At 72.9% G+C, this 18,775-nt stretch carries 18 protein-coding genes; 8 read left to right on the top strand and 10 right to left on the bottom strand.

Annotated elements, in window-relative coordinates:
- The 3 genes from FF100_RS07160 (at position 1) to FF100_RS07150 (ending at position 5,762) form a co-directional block, all read left to right on the top strand.
- Positions 1-1,404, top strand: coding sequence for an O-antigen ligase family protein (locus tag FF100_RS07160; protein WP_139034848.1), 1,404 nt, complete (start codon positions 1-3; stop codon positions 1,402-1,404).
- A 97-nt stretch (positions 1,405-1,501) separates the two neighbouring features.
- Positions 1,502-3,622, top strand: coding sequence for a GumC family protein (locus tag FF100_RS07155; RefSeq protein ID WP_139034847.1), 2,121 nt, complete (start codon positions 1,502-1,504; stop codon positions 3,620-3,622).
- 154 nt (positions 3,623-3,776) lie between these two features.
- A complete protein-coding gene (locus FF100_RS07150; protein ID WP_139034846.1) occupies positions 3,777-5,762 on the top strand; it encodes a right-handed parallel beta-helix repeat-containing protein in 1,986 nt (661 codons plus the stop codon).
- On the opposite strand, the gene FF100_RS07145 is transcribed toward FF100_RS07150, so the two are convergent.
- From FF100_RS07145 to FF100_RS07135, 3 genes are all read right to left on the bottom strand, one after another.
- On the bottom strand, positions 5,692-6,522 hold the full coding sequence (locus FF100_RS07145) for a WecB/TagA/CpsF family glycosyltransferase (RefSeq protein ID WP_139034845.1): 831 nt from the start codon (positions 6,520-6,522) through the stop codon (positions 5,692-5,694). The genes FF100_RS07150 and FF100_RS07145 overlap by 71 nt on opposite strands.
- Positions 6,523-6,525: 3 nt before the next feature.
- Positions 6,526-7,728, bottom strand: coding sequence for a glycosyltransferase (locus FF100_RS07140; protein WP_246101947.1), 1,203 nt, complete (start codon positions 7,726-7,728; stop codon positions 6,526-6,528).
- A gap of 474 nt (positions 7,729-8,202) precedes the next feature.
- Positions 8,203-9,201, bottom strand: coding sequence for a Gfo/Idh/MocA family protein (locus FF100_RS07135; protein ID WP_139034844.1), 999 nt, complete (start codon positions 9,199-9,201; stop codon positions 8,203-8,205).
- Positions 9,202-9,399: 198 nt separating this feature from the next.
- Between FF100_RS07135 and FF100_RS07130 the strand changes: the two genes are divergently transcribed.
- Positions 9,400-9,645 carry a hypothetical protein gene (locus FF100_RS07130; RefSeq protein WP_139034843.1) on the top strand — a complete coding sequence of 82 codons (246 nt, stop codon included), beginning with the start codon at positions 9,400-9,402 and terminating at the stop codon, positions 9,643-9,645.
- 5 nt (positions 9,646-9,650) lie between these two features.
- Here the strand turns inward: FF100_RS07130 and FF100_RS07125 are convergent, their stop codons facing one another.
- Both FF100_RS07125 and FF100_RS07120 read right to left on the bottom strand, forming a co-directional pair.
- Positions 9,651-10,094 carry a DMT family transporter gene (locus FF100_RS07125; protein ID WP_139034842.1) on the bottom strand — a complete coding sequence of 148 codons (444 nt, stop codon included), beginning with the start codon at positions 10,092-10,094 and terminating at the stop codon, positions 9,651-9,653.
- A gap of 54 nt (positions 10,095-10,148) precedes the next feature.
- Entirely contained in the window at positions 10,149-10,640 is a 492-nt protein-coding gene (locus tag FF100_RS07120; RefSeq protein ID WP_139034841.1) for a hypothetical protein, read from the bottom strand.
- A 315-nt stretch (positions 10,641-10,955) separates the two neighbouring features.
- Here FF100_RS07120 and FF100_RS07115 point away from each other — a divergent pair, with 315 nt between their 5' ends.
- From FF100_RS07115 to FF100_RS07100, 4 genes are all read left to right on the top strand, one after another.
- A complete protein-coding gene (locus FF100_RS07115) occupies positions 10,956-11,354 on the top strand; it encodes a DUF350 domain-containing protein (protein ID WP_139034840.1) in 399 nt (132 codons plus the stop codon).
- Positions 11,355-11,372: 18 nt separating this feature from the next.
- Positions 11,373-12,029, top strand: coding sequence for a DUF1190 domain-containing protein (locus tag FF100_RS07110; RefSeq protein WP_171070074.1), 657 nt, complete (start codon positions 11,373-11,375; stop codon positions 12,027-12,029).
- Positions 12,029-13,204 (top strand): glutathionylspermidine synthase family protein, encoded by a 1,176-nt coding sequence (locus FF100_RS07105; protein WP_139034838.1) that lies wholly within the window; start codon positions 12,029-12,031, stop codon positions 13,202-13,204. Before FF100_RS07110 ends, FF100_RS07105 begins: the two co-directional genes overlap by 1 nt.
- Positions 13,205-13,385: 181 nt before the next feature.
- Positions 13,386-15,074 carry a methyl-accepting chemotaxis protein gene (locus tag FF100_RS07100; protein ID WP_139034837.1) on the top strand — a complete coding sequence of 563 codons (1,689 nt, stop codon included), beginning with the start codon at positions 13,386-13,388 and terminating at the stop codon, positions 15,072-15,074.
- A 10-nt stretch (positions 15,075-15,084) separates the two neighbouring features.
- On the opposite strand, the gene FF100_RS07095 is transcribed toward FF100_RS07100, so the two are convergent.
- The 5 genes from FF100_RS07095 to FF100_RS07075 form a co-directional block, all read right to left on the bottom strand.
- Positions 15,085-15,687, bottom strand: a complete 603-nt coding sequence (locus FF100_RS07095; protein WP_246101946.1) for a hypothetical protein — start codon at positions 15,685-15,687, stop codon at positions 15,085-15,087.
- A 132-nt stretch (positions 15,688-15,819) separates the two neighbouring features.
- Positions 15,820-16,089 (bottom strand): cell division topological specificity factor MinE, encoded by a 270-nt coding sequence (minE, locus tag FF100_RS07090; protein WP_425463290.1) that lies wholly within the window; start codon positions 16,087-16,089, stop codon positions 15,820-15,822.
- Between the two features lie 2 nt (positions 16,090-16,091).
- A complete protein-coding gene (minD, locus tag FF100_RS07085; protein WP_139034835.1) occupies positions 16,092-16,907 on the bottom strand; it encodes a septum site-determining protein MinD in 816 nt (271 codons plus the stop codon).
- A 117-nt stretch (positions 16,908-17,024) separates the two neighbouring features.
- A complete protein-coding gene (gene minC, locus FF100_RS07080) occupies positions 17,025-17,726 on the bottom strand; it encodes a septum site-determining protein MinC (protein ID WP_139034834.1) in 702 nt (233 codons plus the stop codon).
- Positions 17,727-17,800: 74 nt separating this feature from the next.
- Positions 17,801-18,658, bottom strand: a complete 858-nt coding sequence (locus tag FF100_RS07075) for a tellurite resistance TerB family protein (RefSeq protein WP_139034833.1) — start codon at positions 18,656-18,658, stop codon at positions 17,801-17,803.
- Positions 18,659-18,775: the final 117 nt, after the last annotated feature.

Below are 18,775 nucleotides of genomic sequence, written 5' to 3'. Positions count from 1 at the left end.
ATGCTGAACGTCCTGATCGCGGTCGCGGTCGCGACCTGGTTCACGATTGCCTATCCGGTCCTGCGCCGGCGCCTCGCGGTGCGGCTGCCCTCCGCCGACGCGCCGGTCTTCTGGCCGCTCGCCCTCACGGTGGTGTTCGCCTTCATGCCGCTGGTCTTCACGGTGCCGCGCGAGGACGGCAACGCCGTGCTGGAGCAGGGGCTGACGGCCTCGAACGTCGTCACCGTCGTGCTCACCGGGCTGACCGCCCTCTACCTCGTCGTGAAGATCGCGGCCGACCGGCGCATCCTGCTCCTGCCCTTCGCGATGCCCTACCTCCCGTTCACCCTGATGATCGCCATGAACGGGGTGAGCGCCGCCTGGTCGATCGTGCCGACCTACACGCTCTACCGCACCGCGGAGCTCGCGGTGTTCACCCTCTCGTCGATCCTGATCTTCGACCGGCCCGACATCCGGCACCGGCTCGCCGACCTGCTCGCCATCGTCACCCTCGCCTGGCTCGTCTCGGTGACGCCGGAGATCCTGAAGAATCTCGCCTCCGGCATCGTGTTCTCCTCGGCCAAGAACAACATGATGCCGCTCGTCTGCGCGCTGCTCGGCTTCGCGACCGTCTTCGGCCCGCCCAACCGGCGGCGCGGCCGCTACCTGGTGCTGGCGGCGGCGGGCTTCATCATCGCGGGATCGGCCGCCTCGACCGGCGCGCTGATCGCGGTCGGGCCGGCTTTGATGATCGCCTCGCGCCGGCCGGGGATCCGCCTCGCCGGGGTGATCCTGGTGCTGGTCTCGATCGTGGTGTTCCTGTTCCTGATGGTCGGCCTGTCGAGCTTTCCCGCGCTCCTCGACGCGCTCTCGGTCGTCCTGCAGAAACCGCGCGAGGAGCTGGCCAACGCCACCGGCCGCGGCCAGTTCTGGCCGACCTTCATCGCGGCGACGAAGGACCACCTGCTCGGCTCCGGCTACTCGGCCGCCGACCGCTTCGTGCAGCTCCTGATCCCGACGACCGGGCTTGCCGACGAGCTCGGCCGCGACGCGGTGTTCATCACCTCCTCCCACAACATGTTCCTGAGCGCCTGGGCCGGCACCGGCCTGGTCGGCCTCGGCTTCGCCCTCGTCACCCTCATCGAGCCGATCCGCTTCGCGTCGCGCGCCGACCGCGGCACGCGCCGTCTCGTCGCCTGCCTGATCCTGATGCTGGCCCTCAACGGGATGACGACCCCCGGCCTGTTCCAGGACTGGAACGTCAACGTGCTCGCCTACGTGGCGGTGCTCGCCGCCGCCCGAGCGGCCCGGCGCGAGGCCGAGGCGTTGGCACGGCTGGACGAGCCGGCGGTCGCTCCGCCATCCGCCGACGAGGTGCAGCGGGAGAGGCGCCGGGCGATCGGGCGGACTTGGCCCGCGGCTTGAAGTCCTTGCGTCAAACGGAAGATGATCCGCTCCGGTCGTCCCGGAACGGACCACTTCCGACCCGTAACGAGATCCTTCGGGAGGCCTTGGACCCGTCATGACCATGGTCGAGAATGTCCGGAACGGCCTGCTGATCGGTGCGGGACCGCGCGGGGAGGAGGGGCGGGAGCCCTGGTTCCTCGACCCCCGGGAGATCCTGCGCTCGGTGCGCCTGCGCTGGCTCACCGTGCTGCTGCCGGTGCTGCTGTTCCTCGCCGCCGCGGCCGCGTGGACCCAATTCAACCCGCCGCAATACGCCGCCTCGACGCAGATCCTGATCGATCCGCGCGGGCTCCAGGTCGTCAAGGACGGGCTGACGCCGCCCGACCAGGCGAGCGACGCGAGCCTGCTCCTCGTCGACAGCCAGCTCCGGGTCCTCACCTCCGACGACGTGCTCGGCCGCGTCGTCGACCGGTTCGACCTCGCCCGGGATCCCGAGTTCCAGGGCCGCGAGACCCTGCTCGGCGCGGTCAAGGCGATGGTGGCGCGCCTCACCGGCCGCGCCGAGCCGCCGGCCGATCCCCGCCTGACCGCGCTCCGGGCCCTGCGCGACCGGGTCGGGGCGCGGCGCCTGGAGCGCAGCTTCGTGCTCGAGCTCGGCGTCACCTCCGAGGACCGCGAGAAGGCGGCCCGCCTCGCCCGCGGCGTCGCCGAGACCTACCTCGCCCGCGACGCTGCCACCCGCTCCGACACCACCCGCCGGGCCGGCGAGGCGATCGAGAGCCGGCTCGCCGAGCTGCGCGGCGACCTGCGCAAGGCCGAGGACAAGGCGCAGGCCTTCCGGGCCAAGCACAACCTCGTCGGCACGCGCTCGCAGCTGGTGAGCGAGCAGCAGCTGACGCAGCTGAGCGAGCAGCTCGGCGCCGCCCGGGCCAAGGCGCTCGATGCCGGCGCCCGGCTGCGCCAGATCGAGGGCGTGCTCGCCGGCGGGCCCTCCGATTCGGTCAACGAGATCGTCCAGAACCCGACCATCGCGGCCCTGCGCGGCCAGCTGGCCGGCGTCGAGCGCCTGCGCGCCGATGCCGAGGAGACCCTGGGTCGGCGCCACCCGAGCTACCAGGCCGCCCTGGTGCAGGAGAAGGCCCTGCGCGGCACGATCCAGGCCGAGATCCGCCGCATCGCCGCGGCGAGCCGCAACGACTACCAGGCCGCGCTCGCCAGCGCCCGGACCCTCGCCGACACCCTGGAGCGGCGCAAGGCCGACGCCTTGAAGGTCGGCGACGATTTCGTCCAGCTGCGCGAGCTGGAGCGCCAGGTCGAGGCGAACCGGGCGGTCTACGAGGCCTTTCTAGTCCGCGCCCGCGAGCTGCAGGAGCAGCAGCGCCTCGATACCTCTGCCTCGCGGATCATCTCGCCGGCCTCGCCGCCGGAGAAGCGCCTGGGTCCGCCGACGCCGGTGGTCTTCATCGCCGCCCTGGTGGCCGGGCTCGGCGTCGGCCTCGTCGGCAGCCTCGCCCTCGAACTGCTCGCCGGCCGCGTCCGCTCGCGGCGGCGGCTCGAAGGCCATCTCGGCCGCACCGGCCTCGACGCCCTGCCGCGGGCGCCCCGCGGGATGGTCGGCGCCGCAGCCCTGCGGGGGACGTTCGGCAGCGCCCGGGGCGACGGCTTCTACGAGGTGGCGGTCGCGCGCCTGCGTCACCGCCTCGCCGCCGCCGATCCTGGCCTGACGCCGCTGGTCGTCCTCGTCAGTGCGGCCGACGACCGGGCCGGCAAGTCGGCGCTCGCCCGGGCGCTGGCGCTCTCGGCCACGGCCGACCGCGAGCGGGTGGTCCTGGTCGATGCCGACCCGAAGGGCCTCCTGACCCGCGACCTCGGGGCGGCCGCGCCCCGGGACCTCGCCGCGACCTTGCGCGACCGCGCGCTCGTCACGGACGCCCTCATCACCCTGCCGTCGGGCCTGCGCGTCCTGCCCCGCCCGGCGGACCTGCCGCGCGACCTTGCCGGACCGCTGGCCGACGCGCTGATGCGCTGCGACGCCGACCTCGTCGTCGTCGATCTCGGCCTCGTCGGCGGCGACGTGGTGACCGAGCGCCTGATCGCCGACGAGCGCATCCCCGCGCTCCTCCTCGCGGCGAGCGCCCGCCGCAGCCGCCTCGCGGCGGTCGACCGGGCGCTGAAGGCGATCGGCGCGGGCCGCCGGGCGCGGGTCGTGGTCACGGATGCGGGGGTGAAGGACTAGGGACCTCGTCTGCCGGCCGATGCGGCCGGTGGACCTGAGAGCCGCACCGTCATCCCGGGGCCGCGCCGCGGAGTTCGGAACGACGCGGCGACTGTCGTTGCCCCCGACCCGCAATCCGGCCGAAGCGCCACGCCAGGCCCGGAAAGGTGCCTCGATGCGGACCCTCCTCCTGCTTGCCGCCGCGGCGTTCCTCGCCGGGTCGCCCGCCAGATCCGCCCCGATCGAGATCACGGTCGCCGCCGAGGGGACCCGCCCCGGCCCGGGCGCCGTCGCCTCGCTGCCGGACGCCCTGGCCGAAGCCCGCCGGCACCGCGCCCGCGACAGGCGCGCCGCGATCGTCATCGCGCTCACCCCCGGCCTGCACCGCCTGACCGAGGCGGTGCGGCTCGGTCCTGGGGATGGCGGCAGCGCCGGGACGCCGCTGGTGATCCGCGGCCCCGCCGACGGGTCGGCCCGGCTCGTCGGCAGCCAGCGCCTCGCCCCGGTCCCGGTGCCTCCGGCGCTGGCCGGACGCCTGCCTGGGACGGCGCGGGGCCATGTCCGCGCCTACCGGCTGCCGCCCTCGGCGCGGTCGGCCCGGATCCAGGCGCCGATCGTCCTCAACGGCCCGCCGGCGCCGCCCGCCTTCGAGGTCTTCGACGGCGAGGGGGCGATGCATCCGGCGCGCTGGCCGGCGGAGGGCTTCGCCAGGGCCGAGGGCGGCGAGGGGCCGGGCTTCACCCTGGCGATTGCGCCAGCGACGCTCCGCGACGAGCCCGATCTGTGGGCGGAGGGATACTGGCGCTGGGGCTGGCTGTTCGAGTCGCTGCCGGTCCGGCGCCTCGCCCCCCAGGGGCGCGGCACGCGCTTCACCCTCGACCGCACGCCCTACGAGGGCATCGGCGCCGAGGCGCCGGTCCGCCTCGTCCACCTGCTCGCCGGCCTCGACCGGCCCGGCGCCTGGTGGCGGGACGCGAAGAGCGGCATCCTGCTCGCCTGGCCGCGGGCCGGGGAGACCGTCGAGGTCTCGGTGGCCGACACGCTGCTCGCGACCGACGGGACGTCCCACCTGCGGGTCGCGTCCTTGCGCCTCGCCATGGCCCGCGGCGACCTCGTGAGCGTGCGCGGCGGTCGCGACGTGGTCATCGCCGACAGCGCGCTCGGCCCGTCCGGCGGGCGCGGGGCGGTGTTCGACGGCGCGCGGGACAGCGGCATCACCCGCAGCGACGTCGCCGGCAGCGGCGCCGAGGCGGTCGTGCTCTCCGGTGGCGAGCGCCGCACGCTGACCCCCGGCGGCCTGTTCCTGCGCGACAGCCGACTCACGGCTTACGCCCGGCGCATGCCGACGCAGCACCCGGCGGTCGCCGTCGACGGGGTCGGGGCCGAGGTCGCGGGCAATGACATCCATGATTCGCCGGCCTATGCGCTCCACATCCGCGGCAACGACCACCGGATCACCGGCAACGAGATCGCGAACCTTCTGAAGGGCGCCACCGATACCGGCGCGATTTATGCCGGCCGCGACTGGACCGCGCGGGGCACGGTCATCAGCGGCAATGTCCTGCACGACATCCGCGGCGACGCCACCCACGAGGTCAAGGGCGTCTATCTCGACGACATGGCGAGCGGCTTCACCGTCTCGGGCAATCTGTTCCTGCGGGTCGACCAGCCGGTCTTCCTCGGCGGCGGGCGCGACAACCGGATCGAGGGCAACGTCTTCGTGGCCTCGAGCCCGGCGGTCCACGTCGATTCCCGCGGGCAGACCTGGGCCCGCGATGCGATCACCGATCCGCAATCGGAGCTGCGCGCGGCCTACGCGGCGATGCCGGTGGAATCCGCGCCCTGGCGGGCGCGCTATCCGGGGCTCCCCGGGCTACTCTACGACCGTCCCGCGGTCGCGACCGGCAACGTCCTCACCGACAACCTGCTGGTCGCGAGCGAGCCGTTCCGCTTCACCGACGGCGGGAGCGAGGCGGAACAGACCCTGGCCCGCAACAGCGGTCCCGTGAATCCCCCGAAGGCCCTGGCCGACCTTGCCCGAAGCTCCACCAGGCCGGAGGATTTCGCCGACCTGGCGCAGGGTGCCGGGCTCAGGCTGCCGACGATCCCGTTCGACCGGATGCGCCGCTCCCGGCGGGCCGGGGCGCCTTTCGGGCGTTGAGGGCGTCGCGGGCGGCGATCAGCAGGAAGCGCGGGATGGTGTCGAGGTAGCGCCGCCACAGGCGCCGCGGCTCGCGGCCGAGCCGATAGGCCCATTCGAGCCCGGCGACCTGGAGCAGCTTCGGCGCCCGCGGGATCCGGCCGGTGGCGACGTCGAAGGCGGCGCCGACGCCCATGGCGACCGTGCCCGGCAAATGCGGGGCATGGGCCGCCATGAACAATTCCTGCTTCGGCGTGCCAAGCCCGATCCACACGATCTGCGCCCCCGAGGCGCGGATGCGCGCGCGCATCGCCTCGCTCTCGGCGGCGTCGAGGGGCCGGAAGGGCGGCGTCTCGACGCCGGCCACCGCCAATCCGGGCACCCGCGCCCGCATCGTCGTCGCCAGCAGGTCGGCGACGCCGTCCGCCCCGCCGAGGAAATAGTGGCGCCAGCCCAGGGCCGCCCCGGCCCGGCAGACCGCCTCGACCGATTCGATCCCCGGCACCTGCTGCATGGAGGCCAGGCCGCGCCAGCGGCCGATCCAGCTCAGGGGACGGCCGTCGGCGCAGACGAGCAGCGCCTCGTGATGCGCGGCGCGCAGGGTCGCGTCCGTCTGCGCCCGCACCACCCCGTGGGCGTCGCGGAACACCACGAAGGTGCCGGGCTGGGCCGGCCCGGCGGAAAGCCGGCGGTCGAGAGCCGCGATCAGCCCGGCCATGTCGGTGGCCGAGACCGGGACGCCGCCGATCTCGAAAGAGGGGACGAGGGGATCGTGCGCCATGGCTCAGGTTCCTGTCGGCGAGAGGCGCACCTCGGCCGCCCGGGCGGCGACGGCGTCGCGGTAGATGTCGAGGAGGGCGCGCGTGGTGACGTCCTCGCGCCACTCGCGCTCGTAGACGGCGCGGGCCGCACGCCCCATGGCGGATGCGGCTGTCGGATCGCCGGCGATCCGGCCGAGCGCGGCGCTCAAGGTGGCGGCATCGCCCGGCTCGACGCGGAGGCCGGTCTCGCCCTCCGCGACGAGGCTCGCGAGCGCCCCGATCCGCGAGGCGACGACCGGGGTGCCGGCGGCGAAGGCCTCGGCCACCACCATCGGCAGCCCCTCGTACCAGAGCGAGGGCACCACGACCGCCGCCGCCCGCGCCATCGCCGCCTGGACCGCGTCGGGGGTGAGAGCGCCCCGCAGGTCGAGGCCCGGATGGCCGGCAAGCGCGCCCGCCAGCGGCCCGTCGCCGATCACCGTGACCCGTCTGCCGGCCCGGATTGCGGCCTCGGCCAGGACGAGCACGCCCTTCTCGGGGCTGAGCCGGCCGACATAGAGGAGGCCGTCGCGCGGGCCGTCCGCGGGCGGTCCCGGATCGGGCAGGCCGTTCGGCCGGATGCGGATTCGCTCCGCCGGGATGCCGGCCGCGACGAAGCGCTCGCGGGCGAACGGCGTCAGGGCGACGAACCGGTCGACGTCGCGCCTCCATGTGCCGGCCCGGCGGTGATGGTCGACCATCCGGGCGACGGCGAGCGAGCCGATCCGCGAGCCGCGGTAGCAGGCGAAGCGCACCGCCTGGTAGGGCGAGCCGGTGACGCAGACCTCGCAGGGCGCGCCGTCGCGCATCAGGAAGGCGCCCGGGCAGATCAGCCGGTAATTATGCAGGGTCTGGACGGTGGCAAAGCCGGCCGCCCGGGCCGCCGCGTGGATGCCCGGCGAGAGCAGCGGGAAGAAGTTGTGGACATGGACCACGTCCGGCGCGAAGCGCCGCGCCGCCGCCATCACCCGGGCGATGCCCTCCGGCGCGTGCGTCGTCGCGACGGCCGCCCGCAGGCGCGCGAGGCCGGAATCGATGGCGCCGTTGTCGAGGAACACCGCCTCGACGGCGCAGCCCGCCCGCGCCAGGGCGGCGAGATCGCGGGCCACCGCCGCATCCTCGCCGCCGCGGACCTGGTAGCGGTTATGGGCGAGGAGGACGCGCAGGGGAGAGGGGCAGGCGCTCACCGGCGCCGTCCGCCGGCCGCGCCGTCATCGCCGATGATCCGTGCCGTCCCGCTTCTCATCCCTCGCACGCTCCGTCGACCGGCCCAGCCGATCCCTCGTTGCCGAAGTACAATGCCCGCCTCACCCTGCCGGGGTGATCCCGGTGCGAGACCTCGCGGCCTTTCCGGGTCGCCTCGATCCCGGAGACGCAGGACGAAGGGCGACGAGCCTGTGTGGAGCTAACGTGCGATCAAATGATATTCATTCGCGGAGGACTACTGATCCCGGCCGTTCGGCCCGGTTCGACACCATTCGTCATGGTGATCCAAGACGTGGCAAGCGGCTGTTCTGCACCGGACGCGGAGTCGATGAGCGAATGGGATTCGGCAACGGCGGCAGCGCCCTAACCGCCGCCGGGAGCCGACCCGACGGCGAGCGAGCCCTCGGACCGCCGCCTTCGGCCGGGTCGCAGGGTGTGACGCGATGTCCGGGGGATCAGCGGCCCTGCGCCAGGATCGCCTCGACGATCTCCTGCACCTCCAGCGCCTCCGCCAAGGTCGCGAGATGGTGCGGCTCGCCCCGCGTCATCCGCGCCACGCCGTCGAGCTGGCGGCGCAGGGCGATCGGGCGGGCGCGCTCGTTCGGCATCGCGTCGGGGGCGGGCGCGAAGCTGCCGTCGGGCTGGCGCCGCTCGGCGATCGCCCAGTCGCGCAGGCGCACGGCCCCGGCCTCGCCCTCGAGCGTCCAGGTGTTGTGATCGTCGAGCGCCGTCTCGCCGACCCTGCCGCGCAGCTGCACCGGCACCTCGCCGGCCCGGAAGGTGGCGTCAACCGACCGCTCGGACCGGCCCGACTCCGGGAACCCAGCCTGCGCCGTCAGGTCGTGCAGCGGCCCGAGCAGGCGACGGCTGAGGAACAGAAAGTGCGACGCCACCTCGCGGGTGAAGCCGCCCTCCCGGCGCCCGTCGAGCCAGCCGGCGGCGTCGGCCTGCCACCCCCGCGGCCAGCGCGCGAAGGCGACCTCGATGGTGAGGCGACGCGGCGTCCCGACCGCACCCTCGGCGATCCACTGCGACAGGGCCGCCACGCCGAGCGAGGAGGCGAACGGGAAATTCACCGCCCCGCGGCTCCCTGCGCCCGCCACGAAGTCCCGCGCCTCGGCGAGGTCGACGGCGAGGGGCTTCTCGCAGAACACGCTGCGGCCCGCCGCCAGGGCCGCCCGGGCATAGCCGAGATGCGAGGCCGGCGGCGAGGCGACGTAGACGCAATCGCTCGCCGCCACGACGGCGTCGGCATCCGCCACCACCGGCACCGCCGGGAAGCTCGCGGCGATGCGCGCCCGTGCCGCCGGGCTCGGATCCCACAGGGCGGCGATCCGGACGGGCGCCGCCTCGTGGGACGGGACGTCCTGCGCGAGGACGGCGTTCAGCATGCGCTCCCCCATGATGCCAGCGCCGATGACACCGAGGGCGAGGGGAGCGGAGGGCGTGGGCATCGGGGCGTTCCTGGAGACCGGTCGCGTCCTCCTTAGGGCCGAACAGCCGACGGGGGAACGTGGGTCGGCGCAGGACCCGGCCGGTGCGGTCTCGACGGCTCGCACTCGTCGTTGAAACGGGACCGCCCTGCCGGCACGCCGCTCGCACCGCCCGCCCGTGGACGGGGCACGATGTCCCGAAACGGGAGCGATGATCTCATGTGGCACAGCGCCGTCGGTTTCCTCGCCGTCGCGATCGCGATCGCACTGATCGTCCGGCATTTCGGGGCGCCCCGGGCCGTGACGGCCGCCTTCGTGATCACCGGCCTCGGCGCCTCCGTCGCGACCCTGCTTCTCGCCGACGTCAACACGGTCGATCCGGGGGTGAGCCGCGCCCCGGCCTTCTCCGCGCAGACCGCGCCAGTCTCCGGCCGCGAGGCGCGCGACCCGGGCGCGTGGCGCTGAGCCGCCTAGAACAACGAGATCAGCGCGACCCCGGCGATCATCAGCCCGCAGCCGAGGATCCGCCCGGGACCGGCCGGGTGCTGGGCGAACCCGACCCAGCCGTAATGGTCGAGCACCACCGAGGTGACGAGGCCGGCGGTGACGGTGAGCCCGGCGAACACCGCCGACCCGAGCCGCCCGGCGAGGAAGATCATCGCCAGCACGTAGGCGCCCCCCATCGCGCCGCCGAGCCAGGCCCACCACGGCACCTGGGCGAACCGGCCGCTCCCGGGCCAGCCGAGTCCGACGAACGGGGCAGCAGCGAGATAGACCAGGACGTTGGCGGCCGAGACCGTGAGGGCCACCAGCACCGGCTGGCCGAGCGCCTTGTTGAGGGTCGTGTTCGCCCCCGCCTGGACGGTGTTGAGCGCGCCGGCGAGGAGCGCGATGAGGGCGATGAGGGCGGGCATGGCGGGGCTCCCGGGCTGAGGGTGACTGTCAACACGGCCTGCGTCGCGATGGTCTCACGACCCGGCGGGATTGTGCATGGCCGGCGCGGGCCGGGGACCTCGTTCTCGGCCATACGCCCCGCCGGTCGATGACGATGCGTCGACCGGGGACGAGGTCGTGCATGGTCTCATACCGCCGCGCCTTCGAACGGATCCGTTCGACGGCGCAAGGCACGCCCGAACGGGCACCGGCGCTGATGCGCCGAACGCCTTGGCATCGACGTGTCGATGCCAAGGCGCGAGGGTATTACGCAGATGAACGTCGAGGACGAAGCGGCCGACCGTGATGGTGAGGCCGGCGAGCAGGACCGGGATGCCGAAGATCCTGAACGACAGGTCTCCGTTCTCGCGCCACGCTCTCCTGTACGAGACGACGAAGAAGCCGGTCCATAGGAGGCTGAACAGGATCTGGAAAACATCGCGTCCACTCAAGATGAGACACGATGAGGGGCGTCCATGCCGGAACAGCTGCTCGCCGGGCCGACCATGCCCCCCGACCTTCGTCATCGTCGCTCCTCCGCGACCGGCCATCCCGTACCCCCGGCGCCATCGACCGTCGGGCGAGCCTCAATCACGGGATGATCGCACGGCAAGAACGACGGAGCGTGACAGGGCGATGGACTTGCGCCGTCCGCCCCGGGGCGGGCGATCATCATGCGGTTCTGCGTCTGGCTCCAATCACAGCTTGACGCTCATGCCGGGCATTGCGACACTCCATTCCGTTTCGGGGGTGCCGAAACAGTTTCGAGGATATCGGTCAATCTTGACCCACGCCCGCAACGACCAGCGAGCCTCCGCCGACCTCGGCACGGCCGCCGCCCCATGACATCGCTCGCCGGGCTGCCGGCCTTCCTGCTCACTCTCGCCACGGCGGTGGGCCTGACCGGCCTCTACCTGGTGATCTACACCGTCGCGACGGCGCATAACGAGCTCGCGCTGATCCGCCGGGACGTGGTGGCGGCGGCGGTCGCGCTCGGCGGCAGCCTCGTCGGCTTCACCCTGCCGCTCGCCGTAGCGATCTACAACGCCCTCTCCGTTCTCGACTGCCTGGTCTGGGGCCTCGTCGCCCTGATCGTGCAGATCGCGCTCTACTGGCTGGTCCGCCTCGCGGTGCCGGACCTGTCGCGGCGGATCGAGGAGGACCGGATCGCCGCGGCCATCCTGCTGGGCGCCGTCTCCCTCGCCGGCGGCCTCCTGAACGCCGCCGCGATGACGGAGTGAGGCGGCATGAGTCAGGGCATGAGCCAGGCCACGGGCGACGCCGAGGCGGAGTCCGCGCGTGGCACCAAGCGGTCGGCCGCCGTCTCCCTGGTGCTGATCGCCGGCGTCGGCGCCACGGCCTACGGGCTTAGCCGCCTCGAAGCCGGGCGGCGCACCGAGGACGTTCTGGTCTACCGCTCGCGCGACGCCTGCCTCGCCGACCGGGTGCGCAGCGCACAGGACTGCACCGAGGCCGAGGCGGCGGCGCGGGTGGCCTACGCCGCGACCGCGCCGCGCTACGAGACGCTGGAGGATTGCGAGCGCCACCACGGCCCGTCGGCCGGCTGCGTCCCGGGCGCGACGGTGACGGCGGCGGCGCAGGGCCGCTTCCTGCCGGTGATGACCGCCTTCATGATGGGGCGAAATCCGGAGCAGGCCCTGCCGGTCCAGCCGCTCTACCCGCACGCCCCGGAGGAGGAGCGGCACGCCCATGGCGGCGGGGGCGGCTATTGCACCGGCTCGGGCGGGCGCATCGCGTTCGTCGGCGGCGGCTCGCGGGTGCAGGTCCCGACGGAGGTGGCCCGCACGACCTCCACGACGCCGCGGCTGGTGGCCCGCGGCGGCTTCGGCGGGGCCGGGCGGGCGGTGGCGAGTGCTGGCGGGCATGCCGGCAGCGGGCATGGATCGGGCGGCTGATGCGCCGCCTTGCCTGTCCCGAGCGGCCCGACTGGCGCGCGCATGCGGCGCGGGCCGGCTTCCACTTCCACTCCTTCGACGGCGCGCCGTACTGGGACGAGAGCGCCTGTTATGCCTTCACCCTGGCGGAGATCGAGGACGACCTCGAAGCGCCGAGCCGCGAGTTGCACGCGCTCTGCCTCGCCTTCGTCGCGCGCGCGGTCGAGGACGGCGCGATCCTCGCCTCGCTGAAGATTCCGGACCATGCCTGGGACGCGATCCGGGCGAGCTGGCGGCGGCGCGACCCGAGCCTCTACGGCCGCCTCGACCTCAGCTACGGCGGCCGCGACGCCGGGCCGGCAAAGCTCCTCGAATACAATGCCGACACCCCGACCGCCCTCTACGAGAGCGCGGTGTTCCAGTGGCTCTGGCTCGAGGACGGGCTCGCCCGGAACCGCCTGCCGGCGGGAACGGATCAGTTCAACAGCCTGCACGAGCGGCTGATCGCCCGCTTCGCCGAGATCGGCGCCGCGACCGGGTCTCCAGGCGTCGCCTTCGCCTGCGTCCCCGACGCGCCGGAGGATCGCGGCACGGTCGCCTACCTGCAGGATTGCGCGCTCCAGGCCGGCCTCTCCGCACCGTTCCTGCCGGTCGAGGCGATCGGGCTCGATTCCGACGGGCGCTTCGTCGACGAGGCCGCCCGGCCGATCGACACGATGTTCAAGCTCTATCCGTGGGAGTGGATGTTCGCTGATGCGTTCGGCCGGGCGGTCGGCGCGTCGTCGACCCGCTTCCTGGAGCCGCCCTGGAAGGCGGTCCTCTCCAACAAGGGCATGCTGGCCCATCTCTGGGCGATGGCGCCAGGCCACCCGAACCTGCTGCCGGCCTTCTTCGAGGAGGATCCCGCCAAGGCTTCACTTGGGACGAGCTTCGTGAAGAAGCCGCTCTATGCCCGGGAGGGCGCCAACGTCCTGATCGTGCGCGACGGCGCCGTCGCGGCAAGCGGCGACGGGCCTTACGGGGCGGAGGGCTTCGTCCGTCAGGGGCTCGGCCTGCTGCCGTGCTTTCACGGCCGCCACGCCCTGGTCGGCAGCTGGATCGTCGGCGATGCGCCCGCCGGGATCGGCCTGCGCGAGAGCGACGGGATGATCACCACGGACCGCGCCCGTTTCGTCCCGCACGTCATCGATGGATGATCGTGAGACCCCGACACCTCACGCGGTTGCACCAACGTAAGGGTTGTAGTGTCGAATGGTTCCACTGTGCGTGGGACAATTTTCATATGACTTTCCCAGCCATCAGAAACCTTTTGTCAACACGACATTCTTAACTTGAACCGATCGATAATTTGTCCGTTTTGGGACGATGGGTCCTTCGATGATCAGGCTCAGCATCGGGCGCAAACTGGCGCTGTCGTCGGCCGTCACCGCGCTGTTCGCCGGCGGCGCCGTCTTCAACCAATGGTCCAGCAACACCGAGATCCACGCGGCGAACGAGACGGTGGCGCGGGAAGCGACCATCCTGCGCGGGATCTCGCAAGCGCAGCTCGCGGTCAGCCGGATCCAGATCGGCCAGAAGACGGTGGAGCTGGCGCCCAGTGCCGCGGCCGCCGACGCCGCCGTGACGGCGGCGCTCGACCAGGCGAAGGCCGTGGCCGCGGGCCTCGCGCGACCGATCACGATCGCCATCAAGCCGGATGTCCTGCGCGACAGCGTGCGCAACGTGCACGATCTCGCCGAGGCGGTGCAGCGTTACGCAAGGATCGCCCGTGCCGACCTGTATGGCCGGCCCGTCGACGCCGCCGCGGCGGCGGCGGCCCGCGGCACGATCGATGCCCTCGCGGCGAAGGCCGAGACGACGATCGGCGAATCCGTGGGGAATGCGAACCGTTTCACGCAAGAAGCGATGGACAGGGCCTCGGACCGGATCGCGGCGGCGACGCGGCTCGGCCTCGTGGCCGGCGCGGCGATGCTGCTGAGCCTGCTCGGCGCCGCGATCGCTTTGGTGCTCAACATCCGGCGGCCGATCGCCCGGCTCGTAGCGGTGCTGGAGCGGATGGCCGCCGGCGAGATCGACGCGGAGATCGCCGAGAGCCGGCGTGGCGACGAGATCGGGGCGCTCGGCCGTGCCGTCGCGAGCATCAAGGCGATGGTGGCGCAGAAGGCCGCCGAGGACGCCGAGCGGCGCCAGATCGCCGACGCGGCCGCCTCCGCCGCACGCCGTCACGCGATGATGGAGCTCGCCGACGGCTTCGAGACCGCGATCGGCAGCATCGTCGGAGCGGTCTCGGCCTCCGCCACCGGGCTCCAGGTCACCGCCCAGTCGATGACCGCCACGGCCACGCAGACCGCCGCGCAATCGACGAGCGTCGCCGCGGCGGCCGAGGAGGCGGCGACGAATGTCGGCACGGTGGCGGTGGCGGCCGAAGAGCTCGGCACCTCGATCGCCGAGATCGCCCGCCAGGTCTCCGGCTCGGCCAGCCTCGCCCAGCGGGCGGTCGTGGAGGCGAACCAGACCACCCACTACGTCCAGGCGCTCGACCGGACCTCGGCGAAGATCGGCGATATGGTCGGCCTGATCTCGACGATCGCCAGCCAGACCAATCTCCTGGCGCTCAATGCCACGATCGAGGCGGCCCGGGCCGGAGACGCGGGCCGGGGCTTCGCGGTCGTTGCCGCCGAGGTCAAGGAACTGGCAAACCAGACCGCCCGCGCGACCGATGAGATCGCCCGCCAGATCGGCGAGGTCCAGGGGGTGACGAGCCAGACGGTCGGGGCGATCGGCGCGATCACCGGCCTGATCCGCGAGATCGACACCGTCGCCGCCTCGATCGCCTCGGCGGTCGAGCAGCAGGGCGCCGCCACCCAGGAGATCGTGCGCAACGTCTCGCAGGCCTCGCTCGGCACCAGCGCGGTCACCGGCACGATCACGGGCGTCGCCCAGGCCTCCGAGACGACCGGGGAGGCGGCCGTCCACGTGCTCGCCTCGGCCTCTGCGCTGTCGCGCCAGTCGGAGCACCTCTCGGCGGAGGTGCACCGCTTCCTCGCCACGGTCCGGGCGGCCTGACCGGCCTCGGTCAGGCCTTGGCGCCCCCATTCCCGGACTGCCCGTCCTCCGGTCCCCCGTCCTCGGGTCCTCCGGCCTGGGGGCCCCCGTCCTTGGATTCGCCGTCCTCGGGCGGGGCCGGCGGGACATGGTCCTTGCGCCACTGGGCGAAGAGGCTCCGGAGCACCGCGACGGTGTCGCGGACGGCCTTGGCCTCGTCGTCGACCGAGACGCCTTCGGAGACCGAGTTGCGCGTCGTCAGGACGGCGCGCTCCTCGATCTCGGTCAGGCGCTCGAGGAAATCGGGCCTCGCGGCCACCAAGTCGAGGGCGTCGCCCATGGCGGTGGCCAGCGTGGTGGCGAGCAGCCCCGCGGTCGCGACGTCGCCGACGGAGGCCTCGTAGGGCTCGGGCGTCTCGTCGTCCTCTTCGTCCTCCTCGGCCGCCGCCTGCAGGCCCTCGACCAGAGCCTCGACGATCTCGACGGCGGTATCCTCCGGCACGGCGAGCCGCACCGCGACCTCGATGTCGTCGCCGCTGAAGCCGGCGGTGCCGAGGGTGACTTGAAGGATGCCCGGCCGGCGCAGGCTGAGGGCCATCAGGGTGTTGGCGTAGATGGTGGGCGCGTCCGACATGACCTCGACCTCTCGCGGACCGGCGCGGGAATCGGAATTTCCCGCGCCGGTCCGGCCTGTAGCGCACTTCCGGCGCCCTCCGCGACCGCTGCGCGGTCGCCGCGACTGCGATGCGCGGTCGCCGCGACGGCGTCACGCGCTGGCGAGCCGGGCGACCTTGCTGTCGGGAAGCTCGATGTCGACGCCGAGGGTCGAGACGGCCTCGCCCCGCTCCATCGTCACCTTCACCTTCTCCTGATCGATGGCGACGTGCTTGGCGATCACCGCCAGGATCTCCTCGCGCAGGATCGCCACCAGGTCCGAGCGCCCGAAGGCGGTGCGCTCGTGCGCCAGCAGGATCTGCAGGCGCTCGCGCGCCACCGGCGCCGTGCCGCGTCGCGACAGCGACAGGAAGCTCAGCAGGTTCATGCCGCCCTCCGGGTGAACAGCTTGCCAAGGAGCGAGCGCTTCTCGGACGGGACCGTCATCGCCACGGTCTCGCCCTTGAGACGGCGCACCGCGTCGGCATAGGCCCGGGCCGGCGCGCTCTGCGGCGCGTTGAGCGTCACCGGGCTGCCGAGGTTGGAGGCCTTCAGCACCTCCTCGCTCTCCGGGATCACCGCCAGGAGCGGGATCGACAGGATCTCCAGAACGTCCTCGATCTTCAGCATCTCGCCGCGCTCGGCCCGGCCGGGGTCGTAGCGGGTGAGGATCAGGTGCTTCTCCAGACGCTCGCCCTTTTCGGCGCGCTCGGTCTTGGAATCCAGCAGGCCGATGATACGATCCGAATCGCGCACCGAGGAGACTTCGGGATTGGTCACGACCACGGCGATGTCGGCATGGCGCATGGCCAGCGTCGCCCCGCGCTCGATGCCGGCCGGGCTGTCGCAGATCACCCAGTCGAACTTCTCGCGCAGCTCGCCGATCACCCGGGCGACGCCCTCGTCGGTGAGCGCGTCCTTGTCGCGGGTCTGCGAGGCGGGGAGCAACGAGAGGGTGTCGAGGCGCTTGTCGCGGATGAGGGCCTGGGTGAGCTTGGCGTCGCCCTGGACGACGTTGATGAGGTCGTAGACGACGCGGCGCTCGGCGCCCATGATGAGGTCGAGGTTGCGCAGGCCGACGTCGAAGTCGACGACGCAGACGGTCTGACCGGTCTTGGCGAGGGCGGCACCCAGGGCCGCCGTCGTGGTGGTCTTGCCCACCCCTCCCTTGCCGGATGTCACCACGATGACTTTGGCCATTGGTCCCCCTTGATTGTCGGTGCGAAGTCGCGGCCGGCGCGGCCGCTGCGTGTGTTTTCTTTGCGTCTCACCCCGTCCGCGGAGCGTTGCCGCGGGGCCCCCGGGGTGGGGTGATGGTCAGTCGAGGGCCGCCGTGCGCATGGCGTCGCCCTCGAGCCAGACCTGCACGGCACGGCCGCGCAAGGCGGGGTCGATGTCGTCGGCGATGCGGTAGAGGCCGTCGATCGCGAGCAGCTCGGGCTCGAACTTGCGGCAGAAGATGCGGGCGCCCGGCGATCCGGCGGCCCCCGCGATGGCCCGGCCGCGGAGTGCCCCGTAGATGTGGATCGAGCCGCCGGCGATGACTTCGGCGCCCGAGGCCACCGAGCCCATCACGGTCACGTCGCCCTCGGGGAAGAGGATCGCCTGGCCGGAGCGCACCGGGCTCTCCAGCATCAGCGATTTCGCGCCGGTGACCCGCTCGACCGGGGCGGCCGGGGTCTCGCCCGGCATCGCCACCTCGCCGGAGGGCCGGCCGCCGTTCAGCGGCGGCGGCATCCCGGGTCCCAGCGTACCGGCCCCGGCGCCCTCGATTCCCATGATCGGGATCTCGCGCTCGTTGAGGGCGGCCACCAGGCCCTTCAGTGCCTCCCGGCTCGGCGCCAGGGCGGTCACGTCCAGGATCACGGCACGGCCGGCGAAGAACGCCGGAGAGCGCTTGGCAAGGGCGTCGAGGTCGGCGAGCCAATCCTCGATCGGGGCTTCCGGCGCGAGCACGACCGCCAGGAACGAGCGGCCACGGAAGCGGATCGGTGGGCGGGTTTGGGTCTGGCTGGTCACGGGTTTACGACTCGTTACCAGCCCATCAGGCGCGCTTGATGGTTAGCGAATGGTTAACGCCGGTAACGAAGTCTTCACCTTTGCGACGCCGCGGAGGCGAGCGTGGCCTCGATGTGTCGCACCAAGCCCGGATCGAGCCGCAGGGAGCGGGCGAGGTGGTCGAGATAGGCCCGCTCCTGGTGCGTGTCGACCGTGATCGCCATCAGGGAGGCGGCGTAGAGCTCGGTCGCCTGTTCCGGGTTGCGGGCGAGGCGCGCCACCGCCTCGACATCGACGGGCGCCCGCAGGGCATCCATCAGGAAGGCCTTGTCGTCGGCATCGAGCGCGTGGCGGTCCATCTCGCCGAAGATGCGGGCCTGCTCGTCGGCATCGATGTGGCCGTCGGCCTTCGCGGCGGTGATCATCGCGATCAGGAGGGCCCGGGCGCGGTCCTGCTCGTCGGCCGCGGAGGCCGGCGCGAACCGCGTGCCGCCGAGCATCCTCGACGCCTCGTCGGGGGACGGAATGAAGCCGGCCGCCCGGCCGGTGGGCGGGGCACCGCGCTGGCCCTGGTTCGCCTGCCAGTTCTGATAGGCCTGATAGGCCAGCGTGGCGACGAGGGCGAGGCCGCCGAGGCGGCCGGCCGACCCCATTCCGGGTATTCCGCCGGGTATTCCGCCGGGCATGCCGCCGCCGGGCATCCCGAACCCGGAGGATCCAAAGCCGCCCCCGCCGCGCCGCCCGCCGAGAACCAGCGAGGCGAGGCCGCCGAGGATCGCGCCCTTGCCGCCGCCTCCGCCGAGGGAACGGGCGACCTGTTCGAGGGGGGAGGGCGCCTGGCCGTAGGGCGCTTGGCCATAGGGCGCCTGATGGCCGGGATGGCCGCCGCCGAAGGAGCCGCCTCTCGATGAGCCACCGAGGAACTGGTCGAGCAGGCGCTTGGCGTCGAACATCGGGGGCTCCGTTCCGCGTGAGCCGTCGAGATGGGGTGGCGCGGCGGTCCCGCAAGGGCAGCGGGCGGGAGCGGCACCGAAAATTCCCGCCCCACATTTCCAGGCAAGCGCGTCCCC

Source organism: Methylobacterium terricola, from assembly GCF_006151805.1.
Taxonomy (GTDB): Bacteria; Pseudomonadota; Alphaproteobacteria; order Rhizobiales; family Beijerinckiaceae; genus Methylobacterium; species Methylobacterium terricola.
The sequence above is the reverse complement of the archived record's forward strand: the minus strand, read 5'-3'. Positions and strand labels throughout refer to the sequence as shown.

Bases quoted from the DNA above. Each gene is read 5' to 3' on its own strand.
- FF100_RS07160 (WP_139034848.1), top strand. From the start codon at position 1: ATGCTGAACGTCCTGATCGCGGTCGCGGTCGCGACCTGGTTCACGATT.
- FF100_RS07155 (WP_139034847.1), top strand. From the start codon at position 1,502: ATGACCATGGTCGAGAATGTCCGGAACGGCCTGCTGATCGGTGCGGGA.
- FF100_RS07150 (WP_139034846.1), top strand. From the start codon at position 3,777: ATGCGGACCCTCCTCCTGCTTGCCGCCGCGGCGTTCCTCGCCGGGTCG.
- FF100_RS07145 (WP_139034845.1), bottom strand. From the start codon at position 6,522: ATGGCGCACGATCCCCTCGTCCCCTCTTTCGAGATCGGCGGCGTCCCG.
- FF100_RS07135 (WP_139034844.1), bottom strand. From the start codon at position 9,201: ATGCCCACGCCCTCCGCTCCCCTCGCCCTCGGTGTCATCGGCGCTGGC.
- FF100_RS07130 (WP_139034843.1), top strand. From the start codon at position 9,400: ATGTGGCACAGCGCCGTCGGTTTCCTCGCCGTCGCGATCGCGATCGCA.
- FF100_RS07125 (WP_139034842.1), bottom strand. From the start codon at position 10,094: ATGCCCGCCCTCATCGCCCTCATCGCGCTCCTCGCCGGCGCGCTCAAC.
- FF100_RS07120 (WP_139034841.1), bottom strand. From the start codon at position 10,640: ATGACGAAGGTCGGGGGGCATGGTCGGCCCGGCGAGCAGCTGTTCCGG.
- FF100_RS07115 (WP_139034840.1), top strand. From the start codon at position 10,956: ATGACATCGCTCGCCGGGCTGCCGGCCTTCCTGCTCACTCTCGCCACG.
- FF100_RS07110 (WP_171070074.1), top strand. From the start codon at position 11,373: ATGAGCCAGGCCACGGGCGACGCCGAGGCGGAGTCCGCGCGTGGCACC.
- FF100_RS07105 (WP_139034838.1), top strand. From the start codon at position 12,029: ATGCGCCGCCTTGCCTGTCCCGAGCGGCCCGACTGGCGCGCGCATGCG.
- FF100_RS07100 (WP_139034837.1), top strand. From the start codon at position 13,386: ATGATCAGGCTCAGCATCGGGCGCAAACTGGCGCTGTCGTCGGCCGTC.
- FF100_RS07095 (WP_246101946.1), bottom strand. From the start codon at position 15,687: ATGTCGGACGCGCCCACCATCTACGCCAACACCCTGATGGCCCTCAGC.
- minD (WP_139034835.1), bottom strand. From the start codon at position 16,907: ATGGCCAAAGTCATCGTGGTGACATCCGGCAAGGGAGGGGTGGGCAAG.
- FF100_RS07075 (WP_139034833.1), bottom strand. From the start codon at position 18,658: ATGTTCGACGCCAAGCGCCTGCTCGACCAGTTCCTCGGTGGCTCATCG.